Source organism: Streptomyces sp. NPDC104367 (assembly GCF_055583825.1).
The window spans coordinates 56,128-74,994 of sequence record NZ_JBVJND010000009.1 but is presented as its reverse complement, the minus strand read 5'-3'; the positions used below and the strand labels follow the sequence as shown (position 1 = coordinate 74,994).

The window sequence follows — 18,867 nt, the reverse complement described above, 5'->3', positions numbered from 1 at the left end:
CGGGGGGGCGCGGCCTACGAGGGGGCCGGGTAGCGCCAGCCCTGGGCCGCCAGGGCCCGGGCCCGGGCCGCCACGACCGTCATCCGGGCCTCGCGTTCCGCCGGGTCCGTGTGCGCGGACTGGCCGGTGACCTGGCCGTCCCACTTGCGGTAGAGCAGCCCGGTCCGCGCCGAGAACCAGCCCCGGCTCACTGCGTCGAGCGCGAGCAGCAGCCCGGTGTCCTCGGAGGCGGGCAGCGCCATCCAGCCGCCGACGGCCAGCAGCAGCTCGCGGCGGACGAACAGGGACGCCGGGTGCACCGGGGCGCGGAAGTCGTTCGCCGCCCACAGGCCGAGCACCGTCCCGCGCTCGATCGGGCCCTCTAGCGGGTCGCCGGGGAAGCCGGCCGTGGAGCCGTCGGGCAGCAGGTCGAGGACGCGGGAGGTGGCCCAGCCGATGTCGGGACGGGCCTCCAGCACCGCCAGGTCGCGGGCCAGCGCGCCCGGCGTGAGCCGGTCGTCGGCGTCCAGGGTCCTGACGTAGGCCCCGTCGGCCCGGGCCAGCGCGATGGTGCGGGTGACCCCGGGACCGCCGCCGCGCCCCTGCCGGAACGACACCCGGGCGTCGTCGGGGACGTGGCGCCGGACCTCGTCGCCGTAGCCGTCCTCCTGGACGAGCCACCGCCACTCCCAGCCGTCCGGCAGCCGCTGTTCGCACAGCGAGCCGTACGCCTCGGGCAGGAACCGGGCCGACGGCGCGTGGACCGCGGTGACGACGGTGATACGCCCGCTCACTACGGGGCTCACCACCTTTCCAGGTGTGTGGTGAAGAGCAGCTCCGTGCGGTCGCCCGGGAGCGTGACGAGGGAGATGTCCACGACGCGGTCGCGGATGTCGTACGACTTCTTGCGCAGCAGGATCACCGAGGTGCCGGCCGCCAGGTCCAGCGCGCGGGCCTCCTCGGGCGTCGGCGGGCGCGCGGTGAACCGCTCCTCGACGCGGTCGACCTCGATGCCGACGGTGTGCAGCTGGTTCTGGGTGCCGCCGGGCCAGGGCTCCCTGGTCTCGTCCAGGAGGGCCGGGTTGGCCGCGATCATGTCCCTGACCAGGTAGGAGGTGATCAGGTTGAAGGGGGCGGTCTCCGCCGAGCAGCGGGTCCGGTAGGTGCGCTCCAGGAGCACGGTGCCCTCCGGCACCCCGAAGGCGTCCGCGAGGTCGCTGGGCGCGGTCAGTTCCCGGTAGCGGGCGAAGAAGACGAGGTCGCCGACGACCAGGCCGGTGTCGTGCTCGGTCGCCCCGGTCCGGGCCCGGGTGGCCTCCGGCATCCGGGCGCGGTTCTTCTCCCACTGGTAGCGCTGGTTGTCGCGGACCGCGCGGGTGCGCCCGCGGCGCACGAAGGTGCCGCTGCCGTGCCGCCTGTCGATCAGTCCCTCCGCGCCGAGCAGCCGCAGCGCGTTCTGGACCGTGGGCACGCTCCGGCCGTAGCACCGGGCCAGTTCCGCCTCGGAGGGCAGCCGGTCGCCGGGCTTGCGGTCCCCGCACCTGATGGAACGGCGCAGGTCGTCGGCGATCTCCTCGTACGCCTTGGGCACGAGATCAGGTTACGACTCCTCAGGAGGAGTCGACGGGTCGAGCGGTACCGCACCGGCCGGGCGGGTGCGGGACATGCGGAGACCCGCGGCCGGGAGCCGGCCACGGGTCTCTGTCGCAGTAGGCGCTGGTACGTACGCAAGTCGCCCTTGCGCCGTTGCGTCCGAGCTGTACGTCAGGGATCAGCAGTCGAGCGGTGCCTCAGGGGGTTCCGCCGGGTTCTCGGCCTCGTTCGTGTCCAGCGGGCGCCGGCGGCAGCCGGGGGTCTTGCCGTGGGCCTCGGCCCTGATGCGCTGCTTCATCGTGGGGGGCAGGGACCTGGCGTGGGGCCGGAGCCAGAGACCGCTCGCCGGGACCAGTAGCTGTTCGGCGCCGTGCTCGTCGACGCTGCTGTTGCGCGGGGTCTCGCTGTGCGGTACCGCGGAGGCGGTGGTGGCGGTGACGAGTCCGAGCGCCGTGAACAGCGCGAGGAAGGCGGTGACGATGGCGGTCCACAGCTTCGTGACCTTGGCGTTCCGGGCCATGGCCCCTCACTTTCAGGTTGGGCGATTTGCGTACTTTCCTCATGATGTGTATGGGGATCGCGAAGTGGGGGACGTCGACCCGTGGCGCGTCGATGTTCAGATGAACACCACTCGGATGGGTGCAGGAAGGTCGGAAAACTCCTAAAAGGAGGCGAGAGGGCGCAAAGTAACCGTCCGTGGGGATGTGATCACCCTCGGATCGCAACACCCCGGCCACGCGCAACGCCTTGCCGCAGGCGGGAGTTGGGGCCGGATGCGAGCCCGGACGCCAGGTCACCGATCGGTATCGGTCGGTGTGTATAGTCGGGCGCCAGAGGTCCCCTACGTCAAGGAAGAGACGAGGTCGCGCGGTGAAGAAGCTTCTCCTGGTCGCACTGGCCGCCATCGGCGGGCTCCTCGTGTACCGCCAGATCCAGGCGGATCGCGCCGAGCAGGATCTGTGGACGGAGGCGACTGACTCCGTGCCCACGGGTTCGTGAGTACCGACACAAGACGACACTGAGACCCCGGCCGCCTTCGCGGTCGGGGTTTTGCGTTGTCCGGGCCGCGCGCGTCGTCCGGGGCGTGTGTGCTGTCCGGGCCGCGCGCCCGCCCGACGACGAAGGTGGCGGCGACGGTCTTTCGGCCGGTCGCACGGATTGCCGGGTGGCGCGCGGACGCTCGGGGCAGTATGGGGGCCGGTCCGGGACCTGTACGGCGGGCGAGCGACGGCTGGGGGCGCGCGTGATACGGCGGTGGCGTACGGCGTGGTGGCGGGGGACCGGCGTGACGGCCGCCCTCGCCCTGACGGCACTGGCGGCGGCGGCCGGCCCGGCCGCGGCGGACGGGAGCGGCGGATACGCCTTCGCCCCGGGCGCCCAACGGATCGGCGCGGCGACCGGCACCGCCGACGCCGTACCGCTGGAACCCGGCACCACCTACCGCAGCACCCTCCCGGAGAAGGGCGCCCGGTACTTCCGCCTCGAACTCACCGCCACGGCCACCGCCTACGTCCCCGTCACCGCCGTCCCGCCCACCGACGCCACCGTCTCCGCCAGCGACGGCGTCTCGGTGTCGGTCCAGGACGCCAACGGCGCCCCCTGCGACTACGACAGCGCCCGCTTCGGCGCCGGACTGAGCCCCCGGCCGGTCACCGCCCTGGGCCGGCGCGACCCCGGCAAGGCGCTGTGCGCGCAGGCCGGCACCTACTACGTGGTCGTCGAACGGGCGGTGTCCGGCTCGACGACCACGTCGCACGGCAGCTGGGACCTGGAGATCGCCCCCGTCCTCGAACCCGGCCTCGCCAGGGCGGGCGCCACCACCGCGCCCGGCACCTGGAACTCCGCCTCGCCCGAACCGCTCACCGGCGACCCCCGCCGCCGCACCGGAGGCGCCGGCTTCAGCACGGCCGCCACCCTCGGCCAGGGCGTCTGGCAGACCGACCTCACCCCCGGCCAGACCCTCTACTACGCCGTCCCCCTCGACTGGGGCCGGCAACTCCACGCCACCGTCGACCTGGGCAGCACCGGCGGCGACGCCCACGGGTACGTCAGCGCCGCACTCAACCTCTCCCTCTACAACCCGGTCCGCGGCTACGTCGACGACCTCTCCCTCGGCTACGACGGCACCCAGAAGTCGTCCTCCCTCGACCCGCTGCCACCCGTCGCCTACACCAACCGCAACGCCGTCCCCGGCACCCAGAACGCGCTCCGCTTCGCCGGCGCCTACTACCTCGTCGTCCACCTCGCCGGACAGACCGCGGACACGTTCGGGCGGGGGCCGTACGGCGTGACACTCCGGATCCGCGTCGACGGCACCCCGAACTCCGGCCCCCGGTACGCCGGTTCCTCCGTCCCCGAGGGCGTCTTCGACGTGGCGTCGGTGGCGGCCCCGGGGAGCCTCGTGACCGGCCAGGCCGGTCACGACGGCACGGTGATGCGGGCGCTCGCCGTGGGCGGCATCGGCACGGGCACCGCGCTGCTCCTGCTCCTGGGCGGGTGGACCCTGACCGCCCGGCGCTCTCAGACCCGGGCCAACGCCCAGAAACCCACGGCGTAACAGGCCAGCGCGAGCAGCAGGATCGGCACCGCCGCCCTGGCCGGCGGACCGGCCCGCCGCACCCGCCGCCTGCGCCGGCCGTGGGTACGGGCGGCCGGCCGCGGGCCCTGTCCGTCCCGCTGGTCCCGCTGGTCCCGCTGGTCGCGCGGGTCGCGGGCGGTGTAGGTGGCGGTGGTGGGATCGGCGACCGGCTGGGCCGGGGGGAGGGGCTGCGCGGGGGGCCACGGCAGCGACTCCGGCCGGGCCTGGGGCTGCGGTTGGGCCGGGACCGGGGCCGGGGATGAGGAGGGGGCCGGGGACGGCGATTGCGGCCGGGCGTACGGCGGGTGCGGTGCGGGGGGCACCGCCGACCGGGGTGGGGGGAGCCGGAAACTGCCGGTCTCGGACATGCCCGGGGTGCCGGAGGAGGCCTCGGCGCCGGAGCGGTCGCGGACGCCGCCCGGGGGGACCTCGGTCGAGCCGGTCCCGGAACCGGCCGCGCCGCCCCCCGGACCACCCGGCCCCGGCCCCGCGCCCGCGTCCGTGCCGGTGGCGGTGTCCGGGCCCGCGGTCGCCCTCGCCGGGTCGACCCCCGACGCCGGGCGCAGCGGGCCCTTCGGGCCGAAGCCCGGCGGCAGCGGACCCAGCTGGTCGAAGATCTCGATCGACTCGTCGTCGGCCTCGGACTCCGGAAGGAGTTCCCTGGCCTGGGCGAGGGCCTTGCGCGCTCCCGTGGCCGTACGGAAGCGGTGCTGGGGATCGGGCTGGAGGAGATCGGCGACGATCTGCCAGAGCGGCTCGGGAACGCCTTTGGGGGCGCCCGGCGTGCCGTGCTCGGCGAAGTACTGGACCAACGCCTTGGCGTCGGGCTTGGCGCCCTCCAGCAGATACAGGGCCACCAGCCCCACGGCGAACAGGTCCGCCGTGAAGTCGGGCTCCGCGCCCAGGAGTTGTTCGGGAGCGATGTAACCCGGCGTTCCCACGACGAGGTTGGTCTCGGTCAGCCGGGCCTCGCCGAACCGCATGGCGATGCCGAAGTCGGAGAGCCGCAGGCGCGGACGGCCCGTACCGGTGGCCTCCAGAAGGATGTTCGCGGGCTTGACGTCCCGGTGCACCACCCCCTCCGCGTGCACCGCGGCGAGGCCGGACAGCAACTGGTCGAGCAGCGTGCAGACGAACGACGGGGGAAGGGGACCGTAGTCCCCGACGAGACGGACCAGGGAACCGCCGGCGACCAGGTCCATCGTGAACAGGACCTTGTCGTCGTCGGCGGCCCAGCTGGCCGGGGCCAGGACATGGGGGTGGTCGATGCGCAGCGCCTGCTCCCGCACGAACCGCAGCAGCGCGTGGGCGTCGCTCTGCTGGAGCACCTTGGCGGCCACATAGCGCCTGCGCCGGTGGTCCCAGGCACGCCAGACGGCGCCCACACCGCCGTGCCCGATCGGGTCGGCCAGTTCGTACCGGCCGGCGAAGACCTCACCCATGACTGCCCGTAGCCCTCCCCCTGGAGTCCCGTAGGCCACCCCCGTTGCCCTGTCCCCCCGTTGCTTCCCCCGGATGAGCGATACGACCCCTCTCGCGACCCCTCGGTCAGAGCTTCTGCCCCGCCCGGCCCACCGGACCCCCTCCGGCGTACCGGGCCGCGTGGCTCAGCTCTGGTGGGACTGGTAGTGCGTGACCGCGTCCGAGGTACGGCCGGCGCCGTACACCCGGAGGAACTCGGCCAGCTCCGGATGGGACGGAGCCAGCGTGTCGGCCGCGTCGATGATGTCGCCCGCGGCGGCCACCGAGCGCAGCAGCGACTGGATCTCGCGGACCACCCGCTTGACCGTGGGCGCCCCCGAACCGCTGGTCGTCTGCGTGGTGTTGCTGAGCACCGAGCCCCCCTGGGACTTCTTGATCTCGTCCATGCGCTCGGTCGCCTCGGCCGCGCTCACACTGCCGTCCGCGACCTGCGCCGCCAGGTCCTGGAGCAGCTGCACCCGCTGGACCACGGCCGGGTTGCCGATCTTCGCCCGCTGTCCGCTCATCAGCTGCGACAGCATGGGCGCGGACAGTCCGAGGACCGCCGCCAGACGCGCCTGGTTGAGCCCCAGGTCGTCGATGAGCTTACGGAAGAGCGCCCCCAACGGCTCTCCGTACCAGTTCCGCTGCAGCTCCCGCGCTCTGGCGGTGGCTTCCTGCTGTGCGGCGTCCATTGCGTCTCCCCATCGCTTCCCCAAAAAATCCACGGTTCGCTACAGCGAACCCCGTCGAGCATCTTACGGAGCGTGGTCATCCGCGGGGACCCCCAATCTTTTTGCGAGGTACGGGGGGTGACCCGGTACTCTGGTCAGCGCCGGGGCCTTAGCTCAGTTGGTAGAGCGCTGTCTTTGCATGGCAGATGTCAGGGGTTCGACTCCCCTAGGCTCCACAACAAACCCCTCTGACCTGCGCAAACGCTGTCAGGGGGGTGTTTTTGTCCTGATTTTCCGTGTGGACGTCTCAACACGCCGGTGTGGACGAACGCCTGTGAAGGCCTGTGCCGGTCGGGTTTCGTGAGGGGGCGCTCTCCCCCGCGGATCCCCTGACACGACGGATGTTCACCGATCCTCGCGCTGGTCGGCGCAGTGGGCGGAACCCACGCACCCCACAAGGCGCTGAAGTCACGGCGGCTGCACAGACATCGGTTGATCAGCCGGGTGGCGTGGATCACAGTGCGTTGAGGGAGGTCAGACGTACCGGCTCGGCAAGCATCGTGCGTGCTCCGGCTTCATCCGCCGCGCGTGCGGCGAGTGTGGCCTCGGCCAGCCTGGCAGGGAGCGCCTCGGCGAACTTCAGGCCGCGTACCGCTCGCCCGTCGACCTCCGGAAGGCACAGCCGTGCCGAGGCGTCCGCGACAGCGGCTTTCCAGCGGGCGGGGGTGAGATCGTCGCGCAGGCGGATCCAGTGGTCCGCGAGGCGGCGCTGCGGGGTCGCGACGGAGGGCAGGGAGGCGGCCAGCGTGGCGTTGGCGCGGTGCCCGGCCCAGGTCCACCAGCGGATGTCGCCGTCCGAGAGGCGGGTGACGACCGTTCCCCCCGGGTGGACGGTGTGCACATGCTTCTCGCGGGTCTCGGCGAGCCTGACGGTGGCCCGCGTGGTCAGCCGTACGGGAGGGGCGTCGCCCAGCAGGATGTCGCGGGCCGCGCGGGTCAGGGCGAACGAGCGCAGGCGTTCACCGCCGAACCCGTTCCACCGGGCCCGTCCGCCCCTGTCGGCGGGTTCCACATAGCAGCGTCGACGACGCCAGTCGATGTACGTCACCAGCCAGCTGCGTCCGGCCAGCAGCAGCTTGCGCGGACCGGCGATCTCTTCGGTGAGGAGGTCCGGGTCCGTGCGTCCGATTTCGGTGCGGCCGGCCATCACGGTGAACTCGGGCGGAGCGGTGAACACCGCGGTGAGGTTCATGAAGTGACGTCGGCCGTAACGGCGTTCGGCCTCAGGGCCGATGAAGAGCAGATCTCCGTCCTGTTCCAGATATCCCTCTTCCACGAGATGCCGTACGACCGGCTCCGCGCCCGCTCCGAACGGGCCCACGCCTCCCCACCATTCCTGCCACAGGTTCTGCCCCACCCGGTGTTCCTGAAGGCACAGGGCGAGCAGCTGTTGCGCCACCAGGTGCCGGGGCTCGGGCGGGGCCAGGACGGGTTCCACCCAGCCGCGGGACCACTGCAGGAGCAGGGCGGCAGAGGAAAGCAGCCCGGCGTCGTCGAGGGCGAGGAAGAGACAGTTGCGCGTGGTGCCGGGACGGCGTCCGGTGCGGCCCAGACGCTGGAGGAACGAGGCCACGGTCGACGGCGCGTCGATTTGGACGACCCGGTCCAGATCACCCACGTCGATGCCGAGTTCCAGAGTGCTGGTGGAGACGATCACGCAGTCACGGGCCTGGGCGAAGGCTTCCTCCGCCCTGCGTCGCTCGTCCACGGAGAGGGAGGCGTGGGAGAGGAAGGTCGTCACCCCTCTGAGGCGTAGTTGCTCTCCCAGTTCCTCGACCAGTCGACGGCTCTCGCAGAAGACCAGGCGCTTCTCGCCCCGGTGCAGGGCGGCGATGACCGTGGCCGCATTGGAGACCGAGCCCACGTAGTCCAGCTCGACGTCCGCGGTGGACGTGGGCGGTGGTGTGGACACGGTTCCTGCGGTGGGCGGTGCGAGCACTCGTCCGGCCCGGCGACCGCGCCCGGAGCCCTGGAGCCAGGCCAGGAGTTCGCCGGGATTGCCGACGGTGGCCGACAGGCCAACCCGTTGCAGCGGGCGTCCTGCGACACGGCTCAGGCGCTCCAGAACGGCCAGGAGGTGCCAGCCCCGGTCGTCGCCCGCGAAGGCGTGCACCTCGTCGACCACCACGGCACGCAGCCCGGAGAAGAAGGCGCGGTGGTCGACGTGGGTGCTCACCAGCATGGATTCCAGGGACTCGGGCGTGGTGAGGACGACATCGGGACGGTCGGCGAGGATGCGGCGCCGCCGCGGCGTGGTGACGTCCCCGTGCCACAGCTCGGCGGTACGGCCGAGCCACTCCGTGTAGGTGCGCAGCCTGGGCGCCAGGTTGTTGAGCAAGGCCTTGAGGGGGCACACGTAGAGGACGCTGGTCCCCTTCCAGCCGTGCCGGTTCATGCGGGTCAGCAGGGGAAAGACGGCTGCCTCGGTCTTCCCGCCGGCTGTGGGGGCGAGCAGCAGGGCGTCCTCGCCTCCGAGGAGGGGTTCTACGGCGGCTTCCTGGAGCGGACGCAGGGAGCGCCAGCCGAGGGAGTTCACGATGTGGTGCCCGAGGACCGGGTCCAGGGTGTCGAGGACGTCGAGCTGGTCCGTCCGGCTCTCCGGCTCCGTCATGAATTGTCCCGGGCGTGCGGGGCGTCCGGGCCGTCCCGGTCGTAGGTGTCGTCGTCGATGTCCAGGTCCAGCTCGATGCCCTCCGCGCCTGCCGCGGCGCTCCGCTCGGTCTCGGTGAGTTCGGCACCGCTCACGGTGAGGGCGTAGTGGGCCCGGGGATCGAAGTCCGGGAACTCCTCGACCCGGTCCAGGACGTCGGCGACCAGCTTGCGCAGGTACAGACGAGGGGCGATACCGACCTTGCCGCCGAGCGATCCGGTGACCGCGCGGGCCAGCTCGTCGAGGTAGGTGTCGCAGACGCGCGCGGTGACGCGTTCGGGGTTGCGGGCGGTACCGGCGTACAGGTCCCTTGTCCTGCGTCCCAGTTCACCGAGGGCCGGAAGGTCGAAGCCGGGCAGGCGCAGCTGGACCGCGCGGGGGGAGTCGAAGCGGGGGGCGGTGGTGAAGTCGGTGGCCAGTCGCTGGGCGAGCGGCGCGAGGCGCTGGACGCCCTGCGGGCCGTCGTAGAAGGCGGGGGTGCCGGTGATGACGAGGAACAGGCCGGGGAACCGGCCGGCGTCGATCTCGTCGAGGAGCTGGCGCAGGGCGTTGAGTGACTTCTCCCGCACGTCGGAGCGCACCCGCTGAAGGGTCTCCACCTCGTCCAGGACGAGCAGCAGCCCAGGGTGTCCGCAGTCCCGCAGTACGGTCAGCAGGCCCTGGAGGAACCCGAGGGCGGCGAAATGGTCGAGGTCGCCCCGAAGGCCTGCGGCGCGTTTGGCCGAGGCTGCCACGGAGCGCTGTCCGCCGAGCCAGGCGATCAATGCCTCGGCCTGTGCGCCGTCCCCCCGTGCCACGGCCTTCCGGTAGCCGCGCAGGGCGGCGGAGAACGCCGGTGTGGTCCGGGCGACGGCGGTGAGCCGCTGTTCCAGAAGGTCGTCCACGGCCTGAGCGAGGGCCGCCTCGTCGTCGTCGGCGATGTCGCCGGCCGCGAGGACCTCCTCCTCCAGGGCGTAGAACCAGGAGTCGACCACGGCGCGGAGCGCGGACGGCTGGTGCGTGGCTGTGGCGAGGCGTTCGACGAGTCTGCGGTAGACCGTCTCCAGCCGGTGCAGGGGTGTCTCGGTCTCGGAGATCTGTACCTCGCTGACGGCGAGGCCGCGTCGCTTGGCGCGCTCGGCGAGCCAGCGGGCGAAGAAGGTCTTACCGGAGCCGTACTCACCGCGCAGCGCGTGGAAGGCCGCCCCGCCCCGGATGACCGTGGCCAGATCGTCGTCGAGAGCGGTCTCGAAGCGGTCGAGGCCCACGGCGAGCAGGCCCAGCCCGGCTTGCGGGACGGTGCCGCGGCGCAACGCGTCGATGACGTCGCGCCGTCGTGCCGTGCTCACGGCCGAGGCCGGCGTGCTCATGTGCCGTCTCCCAGGAACTGTTCTTCGAGGAGCGCCCTGTTGAGCTGGACGGTGCGACCGGACTCCACGAGCTGGACCACCGGGTAGCCGTCGATGTTGAGGAGGCGTTCCAGAACGGTGGCGAAGCGCTCGGGATTGCGCTGCGACCGGCCGGTCGCAGCCTGTGCCGCGGCGGCGACCGCGCCGGGGGACAGTTTCCCGCCCGCCGTCACCAGCGCGTCGAGCGCGGCGGCGACGGCGCGGTCGCCCTTGGCGTCCTGGATGCCGCGGACGAACTCCCGCTGCGCCTTGTACGGGTCGGAGCCGACGATCCGGCTGCCGAGGCCCTCCGGGGCCGGCCCTGCCGACGGGACAGGGGTCTCGTCCTCCCCGACGGCGGGCGCGGGCGGCCCGGCAGGGGGCGGTGGGGGGGTCCGCGAGATCACGGGGGTGGGTGCCGCGGCCTCGTTGGCCGCGGGTTTCGCCGTGGTCGTGTCAGGGTCGCCGTGCCACCAGGGCGGTGCCACACCCTCGGCCGGCAGCAGAGTCCAGCCTTCGGGGACCAGGTCGCCGGACGGGACCAGCGTGATCACCGGAACGGTGACCTCGGCCAGCGAGGCGCCGCCGTGGTATCCGGCCTGCCGGGCCTTGTAACGGATGTCCTCCCGCCAGGGCAGGACGATCCGGGCGCCGCGCGGGCGCACCCGGGGGCCGTGGACGGCGATCTCGCCGTCTGCGGGGGTCCCGGTGCGCCACCGCGCGCCCTGCACGTCTTCGGCGACGGTCTGCTGGTGTCCGCGAGGGGTGCGGTCGAGGACGTGCCCGTGGTCGGAGACGAGGACGACGGGCCTGCCGTAGTCGCGGGCGGCGTTCAGCAGGTACGGCAGTTTCGCGATGTCGTCGAGCCGCCAGCGTCCCTGGGCGATGCCCTCACGGCCGTCGTCCAGGAGGTCGTCGATGGTGTTGACGACGACGGCGACGATGTCGTCGGACGCCAGGGCCCGCAGCAGCTCGGGGGCCAGCCGGTGACCGGGAGGCCCTTCGTATCCGCCCTTGTGGAAGAGCTGGGCGTCGCGGTCACGCAGTCGCTTCTTCCAGAAGGCGGTGAACCCGGCGCGTTCCTTGTCCTGCCCGCCTTCCTCGGGCCGGCCGCACAGCAGCGAAGTACGGCTGATCTTCGTCACCGACGGCAGCATCGCCACAGCGGCCTGCCGCACGGGCTCCTCTCCCGCCCGGGGCCGGGGCACCACCTCGGTCCAGGCACGCGGGTCGAGCTGACCGGCGAGCTGGACCGCCACGTCCGCGCTCATCCCGTCCAGGACGAGCAGCAGTGGCCGGCCGCCGCCCCGGGCGAAGGGCGCGACCGCTTCCGCGAGGACGTCCTCGATGAGCAGGGCCCCGCCGGGAGCCTGCTGGGAGGCGCCTTCTGCCCATACCGCCAGCCGCCGGGCGAAGGCCTCGTCCAGCTGGGCCCGGCGGGCTCGTACGACCCTTATGAGCCGCTCGTAGGCACCGGCGACCACCGGGTCCCGCGAGTCCTCGCCTTCGGCCAGCACGGCCACCGCGAGGTCGGTCCACCCGGACGACGCCATGTGGGACCGAACGGCCCGGTCCACGGACCCGGTCGGCGGCAGAGGGGTGTGCAGCCAGCGCACGAGGCGTACGGCGGTGCGGGCCGTCTCGGTGGAATCGGCCTTGACGGAGCGGAGCTGATGCTCGATCAGCTCCCGCAGGGCGGCGTCGGCGGGGCCCACCGGTCCGTCGAGGAGGCCGGCGAGGGTGCGCAGCCTGGCCCGGTAGCCGGAGGGGAGCAGCCGGTCGGCGCCGAGCAGGGGGCCGAGCCGCGCGTCGTCGGCGAGCCGGTCGGCGTCGTCGAGCACGGCGAGCACCCGTTGGCTCGCGTCGTCGCGCTGGGAACCACTGCTTTCGGCCTGCGCGATCCAGCGGCTGAGCACTCCGGTCGCGGCGTCGGCGAAGGGCCGCAGCGCCTCGAAGGAGGCCAGGGCAGGGCCGAAGAGGGTGCCCAGTGCGAAACCCGCGGCTTCGGGGGCGGTGGCGGACAGCGTCGCGGACGCGAGTGCTCCGAGCGGCAGCGCGTCCCGGCCGCGGCCGTCGGCGGCCAGGGCCATCAGGGTGGGGGCGGCGGGCCCCACGGCCCGGGTGAGCCATGCGGCGATCCCGTCCCGCTCGGCGGCGGGCAGCGCGGCGTAGGACGCGGGGCCGTGGGGTGTACGGGACCAGGTGAAGAGCGTGTCGGCGTCGAGGTCCAGGGTGTCGGAGGTGGTGTCGCCGAGCCGGAGCCGGCGCGCCAGCAGGGCCCGTACCGCGCGGTCGCGGGTCAGGACGGCACCGGCACGCGGCCAGCCGCCGTCCACCGGTTCGGCCTCCAGCAGCGCGTCGAGCAGCCAGCGTTCGCCGGACATGCGGCTGTCCAGGTCGGTCGCGCCGAACAGTTGCTTGACGATGTCGGCCCGGTCGACGGACAGCGGGCGGCACTGCACGGCGTGGGCGCGCAGGTCCCAGCCGTACTGTTCGGCGGGCACCTGCCCGGTGATCACCAGAACGGTCGCGTCGTCCGGGCCGGTGTCGCCGCGATGTCGGCGCCAGGCGTCCGTGACGCCGAGCAGTGAGTCGTGGTCGGAGATCCGGACCCGGTGGCTCGTGCCCTCGACCCGGACGGTGAACTCGGATTCCCGGCCCCGGTCCTCGTAGGCGGCGTCGACCAGGACGAGGCGCTTGCCCTTCGCTTTCGGCAGATGGGTCTGGAGCAGCACCTCGACGGCGCGCCGGCCGACGACGGGACGACGGCCGGTGACGCTGCGCGCGGCCATCAGCGCTCACCCCCGGGTGCGCCGCCCGCGCGGCCGTCGCTGTCGGCCGGGTGCGCGCTCCCGGTCGCCGGGCGGTCGTCCTCGTCGGCCGGGTTCCGGCCGGTGTCTGCGCCTGTGCCGTCGACGGCACGCCAGAAGATCTCCACCGCCGTGTGAGGATGCTGGGCGCGGAATTCCTCGATCTCCCGCCGTACGGCCGCCAGCTCGGTGCTGAGCAGTGCTTCCAGTCCGCCGCCTCCCACCTCGATGAGCCTGCGGGTGGGGGGCGCGGCCGGCGTGACCGCTTCCGTCGCGCCGCCGGACGGTTCGGAGCCCGGTGTCTGCCGTGTTCCCGGCCTGGTGGCGGGTTCGCCCTCCCCGCCCGGTCCGGGTTCGGTGCCGGGCCGTGACGGCACGGGCGGAGTGCCGTGCTGGGAGAGCGGGATCTGTTCCGGGCCGGGCGCGGGCTGCTGCGGAGGAAGCGGCGCCGACCGCTCGGTGCGCAGCGCCGCGTCGAGGATGGCCATGGCGGTCTCCGGTACCGCTTCCAGTACGGGCGCCAGGGCCCGTTCGAACTCGGAGGCGCGGGCCGTCTCGGCGATCCGGTCGAGGAGGCGTCCGGCGCGGTCGCCCACGCTGTCGTCGCGGTCCCGCAGCCCGTGGACGCTGGTCAGCAGCCGCCAGTCGGTGGCATCCAGGGCTTCCAGGACGCCCTCGGCGCCGTCGATGGCGTGGGCCAGTTCCCGGGCGGGGGTCTCGTGCGACACCCGGGCCAGCTCCTCGACCAGGGCGGTCGCGTCCTTGTCGTGCCGGCTCAGCCGCTCCAGCAGTTTGGCGGCCTCGCGCAGCACCACCGCGCGGGGCGCGTCGCCGTCCAGTCCGAGCAGGTCCTTGTGGCGTTCCAGCGTGGTCCGCAGTGCCGGGACGTGCTCCTCCCCCCGGGCGACCTTGGCGTTCACGCCGGCGGCGAGGCTGTTGACGTTGCGCGCGTACGGGTGCGGTTTGGAGGGGACGCCGAAGAGGCGTGCGGCCTGGTCGCGGGCGGTCTCGTACACGTCCTTGTCGGGCAGTGGCTGGGCGCGCAGGGACCAGCCCGGTCCGATCGCCGCCAGGTCGGGTGCCGGGACCTCCTGTCCCGCGACGTTGACCCAGGCACGGTCGTCGAGGAGGGCGTAGGCGGCGATGAGGAGGTTGACGACGTGGGTGTCGAGGCCGGCGTACTCCAGGGGTTTCTGGGTGATCCAGCGGCGGATGTCCTCGACACTCAGCAGGTCGCGTTGGCCGTTCTGGGCGGCGGCCTGGTTGATGCGGGTGCGCCAGTCGGCGCGCAGCACCAGCGGGCCGTCGTGGACGGTGCCGAGTTCCAGCGGTTCCACGATCCGCTTGACCGTGAACAGATGGCGGTCGTCGACCTCGACGCGGCCCTCCTCGTCCATGGCGCGGGTGATCCACTCCAGGGTGGTGCGCAGTTCGGTCGTGGTGACGGCCGTGCGCCGGCCGGCACGGTCGGGGCCGAAGTCGGGGTGCTTGTCGTACAGCGCGCCGAACACGCCGTCGGCCAGATGCTGGACGTTGTCCGAGAAGGTCTTGCCGCCCTCGGGTTCCGGCCGGGCGAACTCCGGCTGGAGGGAGAGCACATGGCGGCCGTCGACCACTCCGGCGGAGAGGGTGCCCTCGGTCGGCGCGGCGATGCCGTACACCTCGCCGAGCGCGTCGGCGAGGGTGCCGGTCAGGGTGTCGCGGCCGACCTCCAGCTGGCGCCGGATCCTGGCCCGGTCGTCGGGGCCGTAGTTGCCGGTGAACTCGTCGAGCCGGTTGCGTTCCAGCAGGAAGGTGATCCGGACGAGCTGTCCGAGCTGGGCCTTGCGCTGTTCGGAGAAGAAGTCGGGCAGCCACACCAGGGTGGGGGCGGTGACGTTCTCCTTCAGTTTCTGGAACCGCTGGTAGTCGAAGGTGGGGTAGCGGTTGTGGTCCTCGTCGAAGGGGTAGTCGACGACGAACCGGACGGTGCCCTGGGTGCTGGGGACGAACTGCTCGTCGGGGAGTCGGCGGGCGTCGGCCACATTGCCGAAGACGAACTCGACGGTCCGCTTGGTACCCCGCCAGACGATGTCCCGCCGGTCGACGAACCCCCCCTCGGTGACGCCGAGGAGTTCCCACATCCGGTCCTTCACCCACATCCGGCGGGGCCCGTCCTTGTCCTCGCCCTCCACGGCCTTCAGCAGCGGCTCGATGTCCAGGTCGGACAGGTGCAGGGAGAAGACGGGGTCGGTGTCGCCCTCGCTGCGCACCTCGGTGGGGAACTCGCCCTGGAGGGCCTTCATGCGTTCGACGACCTTGTGGCCGACGGGCACGGTCCGCGAGTGCACGGAGCCGTGGTTGAGGGCGGCGAGGCGGGCGCCGGTGAGCCGTCGCAGCGCCGGCACGTCGGGGGCGAGCGCGGCGAGCAGCAGCGTCTTCACGAAGCGGTCGTCGGCGAGGAAGTCCGCGTGGGTCTCGTCGCGGCCGTATTTCTTCAGCAGGACCTCGCGTGCCTTGGTGTAGAACTTCTCGGCCGCGTCGGACTCGTGGGCGAGCTGGTCGGTGAAGGCGGCGCCGGTGCCGTCGACGAGGACGTCCCACAGGTCGCCGAGCGGGATCAGCTTGCCGAGCGGGGTGTCGGCGTTCCTCTCCAGCAGCTGCTGGACGAGTTTCAGGCCGCTGCGTTCGCGCTGGAGCGCCCCGGAGAGCGCCACCAGGACGTTCAGCAGGGCGGGCGAGAGGGGGTAGACGGCGCGGAAGTCGTCCCAGTCGGCCTGGGTGGCCCCCGCGTCGTCCAGCAGGATGTCCTTGACCTGCTGGTTGGAGGTGTCGACGCCGCGGAAGGCGGCGCGCAGGACGTCTTCCTGCCCCTCCCTCGGCTTGAGCACCCGTTCCGTGATGATCTCGGGGAGGTTGCGGTCCTCCAGGTTGATGACGGTGAAGCGCTCCTTCAGGTACTCCAGCGCGTGTTCCATGTTCTGCACGTCGGAGCCGAGGATGTCCTTGCCGACGAGCTGGGACAGGTCGCGCTGGCGGGAGATGAAGGAGACGATCGGCACGGGCCGGTCGGCGTTGCCGGACTCGATCAGTTTGACGAGCTTCTGGATCTCCTCGTTGACCCAGGTACGCTCCCGCATCCGGGCCTGGAGCCAGAGGATCAGCTCGTCGAGGAAGAGGACCACCCCGTCGTAGCCGATGCTGCGGGCGTGCCTGCTGATCTCGCTGAGGCCGTCGTCCAGCGACACGTACGCGTCGGCGCCGCCGGCCGCGCCGGCCGCGTACGCCTTCATGGGGCCGCTGATGAGCGCGGTGACCAGGCGCTCGCGGGTGCCGTCCCCGGCGGGGGCGGAGAACGCGCGGTCCAGCTCCTCCTTCGTCCACGGGGTGGCGGCGACGGCGCCGATGGGCGCCAGCCCGTCGCCGCTCGCGGGCGCGGCGGCGATGGGGGCGAGTCCGTCGCCCGGGGCAGCGGGCGTGACCTGCGCGGACGGCAGCAGCCGTACGAACGCCTCGTCGCCCAGTGACTCCCGCAGCGCGCGGGCGTCGGCGAGCAGGGCGTCCGACTTGAACACCGAGGGGGTGGACGCGGCCGGCTCCAGCTCGCGGACGGTCCGGACGTAGCCGCCGAGCAGCGCGGACTCCAGGTTGGCGGCGCCCACCAGGTGGTAGGGCACCATGAGGAACTTCCGGCCGGGCAGCCAGTCCTGGTGGTCGGCGATCACCTCGCGCAGCCGGGGCTTGCCGCGGACCGCGGTGTCGCCGTTGAGGACGGCGTGCAGCACGGTCAGGAAGTGGCTCTTACCGGCGCCGAACGATCCGTGCAGGTAGGCGGCGTAGGAGGTGTTCTTCCGCACGGCGGCGCGGACCAGCCGCAGCGCCTTGTCGAACTCCTTGGCGAGCTGTTCGGTGACGACGTAGTCCGCCACCGACCCGGCCGAGTCGGCGCCGAACCCCTGGGACAGGGCGATCTTGAAGTCGCCGGCGTGGGCGTCCTCCTTGATGTCGAGAACGTCCCTCAGTACGACCTTGCCGCCGCCCCTGGCCATCCGTCGCTCCAGCTCCCCGTGAGTCCCGCAGTCCCGCCCGGCCCGTCCGGCCGGCTACCCGGCGGAGCCGGCCGGTCACTCGACCGGGCCCCGCACGCCACCCTCCATCCTGCCAGCTCGGGCGGGGCGGGTGGGGTGGTGTGCGGGGCCGGAGCGGACGGCCGAGGGCAGGGGAACTCAGCAGCGGCGGCGAACCGGCTCCCCGTCACTGCCAGAAGAGTTCGTCCACGATGATCTGTGGGTCCTCGACGCGCCTGATGAAGCTGTAGATCATCCATCCATGGCCGCCGTCGAAGAGGAAGACACGGGGCCCTCTCGGTTCGTCGGACCGTACAGGCTGAACCTTCATTCCCTCGGGCAGATGGATGTCCCTGTCGACACCCCGGAAGTAGGGATCATCGGCCGTGACCAGTTCGGCCCGGGCGGCGTCGACGATCTTCCGCGTCTGCTCGGGGAGCGAGTCACGGGCTGCCTGAGCCTTGAGGGTCCAGTCCATCTGCCACGGCGGCCCCATGAATCCTTCGTCTGTCACTGCCCCGGCTCCAGCCGTCGTACCTGGTGCCGGATGTGGGAGACCTCTTCGAGGAGCGCCTTCGCCTTTTCGATGTCGGTGGACTCCGACGCCCGACGGTAGAGATCCTTCATGTGGGCGTCGAGTTCCGCGTCACGTGCGATCGCGTACTCGCCCCACCAGCGGGCCAGGAACGCGGGCACGGTGCTGATGTCGTACGCGTCCGCGACGGCCCACCTCCAGTGCTCGTCGAAGCCGGGGAGGAGCTGCGGGGCGTGCTGGACGATCGCCTCCCGCAACGCCTTCGGGTTCCGCTCGGGCATGGGGGGGACGGCCGGTGTCGGTTCGGCGGCGTGGGCGGTCATGGCCGATGGGCTCCTTCGACGCGTCGTGCTTACGACCATAGTCCGCTCCCCGGGGTCCGTACGGGCTGTTCCTGTACGGGGTCACCGTCGTCGGGGTCGGTGGTGCGGGGCGTGGGCAGTCGCCGGCGGCGGGACTCGGCGACGCGCAGGGCGTCGGTCAGGCACTCGGCGAGGCGGAGTGCGGCGCGGCGGATCTCGGTGTCCGGGGAGGCTGGGTCGTCCAGGATCGGGCGGGCGAGCCTGAGGACGTCCTCGGCGGTGGAGAGTTGCATGGCCTCCATGTCGTCGGCGAGGCGGGAGAGGTAGCCGCCGTCGTCGTCCGTGGACAGGTAGCAGGGCTTGCCGTCCGGAGAGGCCCAGGGCAGCAGGCGCAGGGTGGTGGGGGATACGGGGGCGCGGTGCGCCGGGTGCGTGGTCATGCGGCGGCCCCCACCGGTGCGCCGACGAGGTGCCGGTCGAGGTCGATGCCGTAGTCGGCGGCGAGGACGAGGGCGAGTCGGCGGCGCTTCTGGAGGGCGGTTTCCCGCTCGTGGGCCAGGTGACGTTCGTGGGCGAGGAGGTAGGGGCGGACGAGGCGGGAGGCGGTGCCGTCGAGGGGGGTGGCCAGGCCGTACGGGGAGCGGTGGCGGGGGAGGCGCGCGGGGGGCGGTTCGGAGGCTGGTGCGGTCAGGGTGAGGGGTACGGCGGTGGGGCGCGGGCGGTGCCGGGTGCGGCGGCGTTTTCCGGTGCCGGGGGTGAGGAGGAGGCGCAGCCAGAGGGCGAGGCGGCGGATAAGGTCGGGCATGTCGACG

General features: G+C 72.6%; 15 protein-coding genes and 1 tRNA gene. 3 read left to right on the top strand and 13 right to left on the bottom strand.

The window, feature by feature from the left end; all coding sequences use genetic code 11:
• Positions 1–14 precede the first annotated feature (14 nt).
• From ACZ619_RS15575 to ACZ619_RS15565, 3 genes are all read right to left on the bottom strand, one after another.
• Entirely contained in the window at positions 15–773 is a 759-nt protein-coding gene (locus tag ACZ619_RS15575) for a glycosyltransferase family 2 protein (protein ID WP_469598856.1), read from the bottom strand.
• 8 nt (positions 774–781) lie between these two features.
• Positions 782–1,570, bottom strand: a complete 789-nt coding sequence (locus ACZ619_RS15570) for a GntR family transcriptional regulator (protein WP_469598854.1) — start codon at positions 1,568–1,570, stop codon at positions 782–784.
• A gap of 180 nt (positions 1,571–1,750) precedes the next feature.
• Complete coding sequence (locus ACZ619_RS15565; protein ID WP_469598852.1) at positions 1,751–2,092, bottom strand: DUF6344 domain-containing protein; 342 nt, start codon at positions 2,090–2,092, stop codon at positions 1,751–1,753.
• A 350-nt stretch (positions 2,093–2,442) separates the two neighbouring features.
• Here ACZ619_RS15565 and ACZ619_RS15560 point away from each other — a divergent pair, with 350 nt between their 5' ends.
• Positions 2,443–2,571: a DLW-39 family protein gene (locus tag ACZ619_RS15560; RefSeq protein WP_003999697.1), complete on the top strand. Its 129-nt coding sequence runs from the start codon at positions 2,443–2,445 to the stop codon at positions 2,569–2,571.
• Between the two features lie 286 nt (positions 2,572–2,857).
• Positions 2,858–4,129 (top strand): hypothetical protein, encoded by a 1,272-nt coding sequence (locus ACZ619_RS15555; RefSeq protein ID WP_469598850.1) that lies wholly within the window; start codon positions 2,858–2,860, stop codon positions 4,127–4,129.
• On the opposite strand, the gene ACZ619_RS15550 is transcribed toward ACZ619_RS15555, so the two are convergent.
• Positions 4,093–5,592 (bottom strand): serine/threonine-protein kinase, encoded by a 1,500-nt coding sequence (locus ACZ619_RS15550; protein ID WP_469598848.1) that lies wholly within the window; start codon positions 5,590–5,592, stop codon positions 4,093–4,095. The genes ACZ619_RS15555 and ACZ619_RS15550 overlap by 37 nt on opposite strands.
• 165 nt (positions 5,593–5,757) lie before the next feature.
• A complete protein-coding gene (locus ACZ619_RS15545; protein WP_189262866.1) occupies positions 5,758–6,306 on the bottom strand; it encodes a helix-turn-helix domain-containing protein in 549 nt (182 codons plus the stop codon).
• Positions 6,307–6,448: 142 nt separating this feature from the next.
• Here ACZ619_RS15545 and ACZ619_RS15540 point away from each other — a divergent pair.
• Positions 6,449–6,521, top strand: a tRNA-Ala gene (locus ACZ619_RS15540).
• A gap of 278 nt (positions 6,522–6,799) precedes the next feature.
• On the opposite strand, the gene ACZ619_RS15535 is transcribed toward ACZ619_RS15540, so the two are convergent.
• The 8 genes from ACZ619_RS15535 to ACZ619_RS15500 all read right to left on the bottom strand — a co-directional run bounded on the left by ACZ619_RS15535 (position 6,800) and on the right by ACZ619_RS15500 (position 18,860).
• On the bottom strand, positions 6,800–8,956 hold the full coding sequence (locus ACZ619_RS15535; RefSeq protein WP_469598846.1) for a DEAD/DEAH box helicase: 2,157 nt from the start codon (positions 8,954–8,956) through the stop codon (positions 6,800–6,802).
• Entirely contained in the window at positions 8,953–10,344 is a 1,392-nt protein-coding gene (gene brxD, locus ACZ619_RS15530; RefSeq protein ID WP_469598844.1) for a BREX system ATP-binding protein BrxD, read from the bottom strand. Before brxD ends, ACZ619_RS15535 begins: the two co-directional genes overlap by 4 nt.
• Positions 10,341–13,154: a BREX-2 system phosphatase PglZ gene (gene pglZ / locus ACZ619_RS15525; protein ID WP_469598842.1), complete on the bottom strand. Its 2,814-nt coding sequence runs from the start codon at positions 13,152–13,154 to the stop codon at positions 10,341–10,343. The genes brxD and pglZ overlap by 4 nt, the downstream gene beginning before the upstream one ends.
• On the bottom strand, positions 13,154–17,200 hold the full coding sequence (locus ACZ619_RS15520; protein WP_469598840.1) for a BREX-2 system ATPase PglY family protein: 4,047 nt from the start codon (positions 17,198–17,200) through the stop codon (positions 13,154–13,156). The genes pglZ and ACZ619_RS15520 overlap by 1 nt, the downstream gene beginning before the upstream one ends.
• A gap of 205 nt (positions 17,201–17,405) precedes the next feature.
• The gene (locus tag ACZ619_RS15515) at positions 17,406–17,732 is read right to left on the bottom strand and encodes a hypothetical protein (RefSeq protein WP_403367906.1); all 327 of its coding nucleotides are present in this window, start codon (positions 17,730–17,732) and stop codon (positions 17,406–17,408) included.
• On the bottom strand, positions 17,729–18,076 hold the full coding sequence (locus tag ACZ619_RS15510) for a DUF6247 family protein (protein WP_403367907.1): 348 nt from the start codon (positions 18,074–18,076) through the stop codon (positions 17,729–17,731). Before ACZ619_RS15510 ends, ACZ619_RS15515 begins: the two co-directional genes overlap by 4 nt.
• Positions 18,077–18,105: 29 nt before the next feature.
• Positions 18,106–18,495, bottom strand: a complete 390-nt coding sequence (locus tag ACZ619_RS15505; RefSeq protein ID WP_469598838.1) for a hypothetical protein — start codon at positions 18,493–18,495, stop codon at positions 18,106–18,108.
• Complete coding sequence (locus ACZ619_RS15500) at positions 18,492–18,860, bottom strand: hypothetical protein (RefSeq protein ID WP_469598836.1); 369 nt, start codon at positions 18,858–18,860, stop codon at positions 18,492–18,494. The genes ACZ619_RS15505 and ACZ619_RS15500 overlap by 4 nt, the downstream gene beginning before the upstream one ends.
• Between the last annotated feature and the right edge of the window lie 7 nt (positions 18,861–18,867).

Excerpts from the sequence above, each read along its gene's own strand:
- ACZ619_RS15565 (WP_469598852.1), bottom strand. The coding sequence starts at position 2,092 with ATGGCCCGGAACGCCAAGGTCACGAAGCTGTGGACCGCCATCGTCACC.
- ACZ619_RS15550 (WP_469598848.1), bottom strand. The coding sequence starts at position 5,592 with ATGGGTGAGGTCTTCGCCGGCCGGTACGAACTGGCCGACCCGATCGGG.
- ACZ619_RS15545 (WP_189262866.1), bottom strand. The coding sequence starts at position 6,306 with ATGGACGCCGCACAGCAGGAAGCCACCGCCAGAGCGCGGGAGCTGCAG.
- ACZ619_RS15535 (WP_469598846.1), bottom strand. The coding sequence starts at position 8,956 with ATGACGGAGCCGGAGAGCCGGACGGACCAGCTCGACGTCCTCGACACC.
- brxD (WP_469598844.1), bottom strand. The coding sequence starts at position 10,344 with ATGAGCACGCCGGCCTCGGCCGTGAGCACGGCACGACGGCGCGACGTC.
- pglZ (WP_469598842.1), bottom strand. The coding sequence starts at position 13,154 with ATGGCCGCGCGCAGCGTCACCGGCCGTCGTCCCGTCGTCGGCCGGCGC.
- ACZ619_RS15520 (WP_469598840.1), bottom strand. The coding sequence starts at position 17,200 with ATGGCCAGGGGCGGCGGCAAGGTCGTACTGAGGGACGTTCTCGACATC.
- ACZ619_RS15510 (WP_403367907.1), bottom strand. The coding sequence starts at position 18,076 with ATGACCGCCCACGCCGCCGAACCGACACCGGCCGTCCCCCCCATGCCC.
- ACZ619_RS15505 (WP_469598838.1), bottom strand. The coding sequence starts at position 18,495 with ATGACCACGCACCCGGCGCACCGCGCCCCCGTATCCCCCACCACCCTG.
- ACZ619_RS15500 (WP_469598836.1), bottom strand. The coding sequence starts at position 18,860 with ATGCCCGACCTTATCCGCCGCCTCGCCCTCTGGCTGCGCCTCCTCCTC.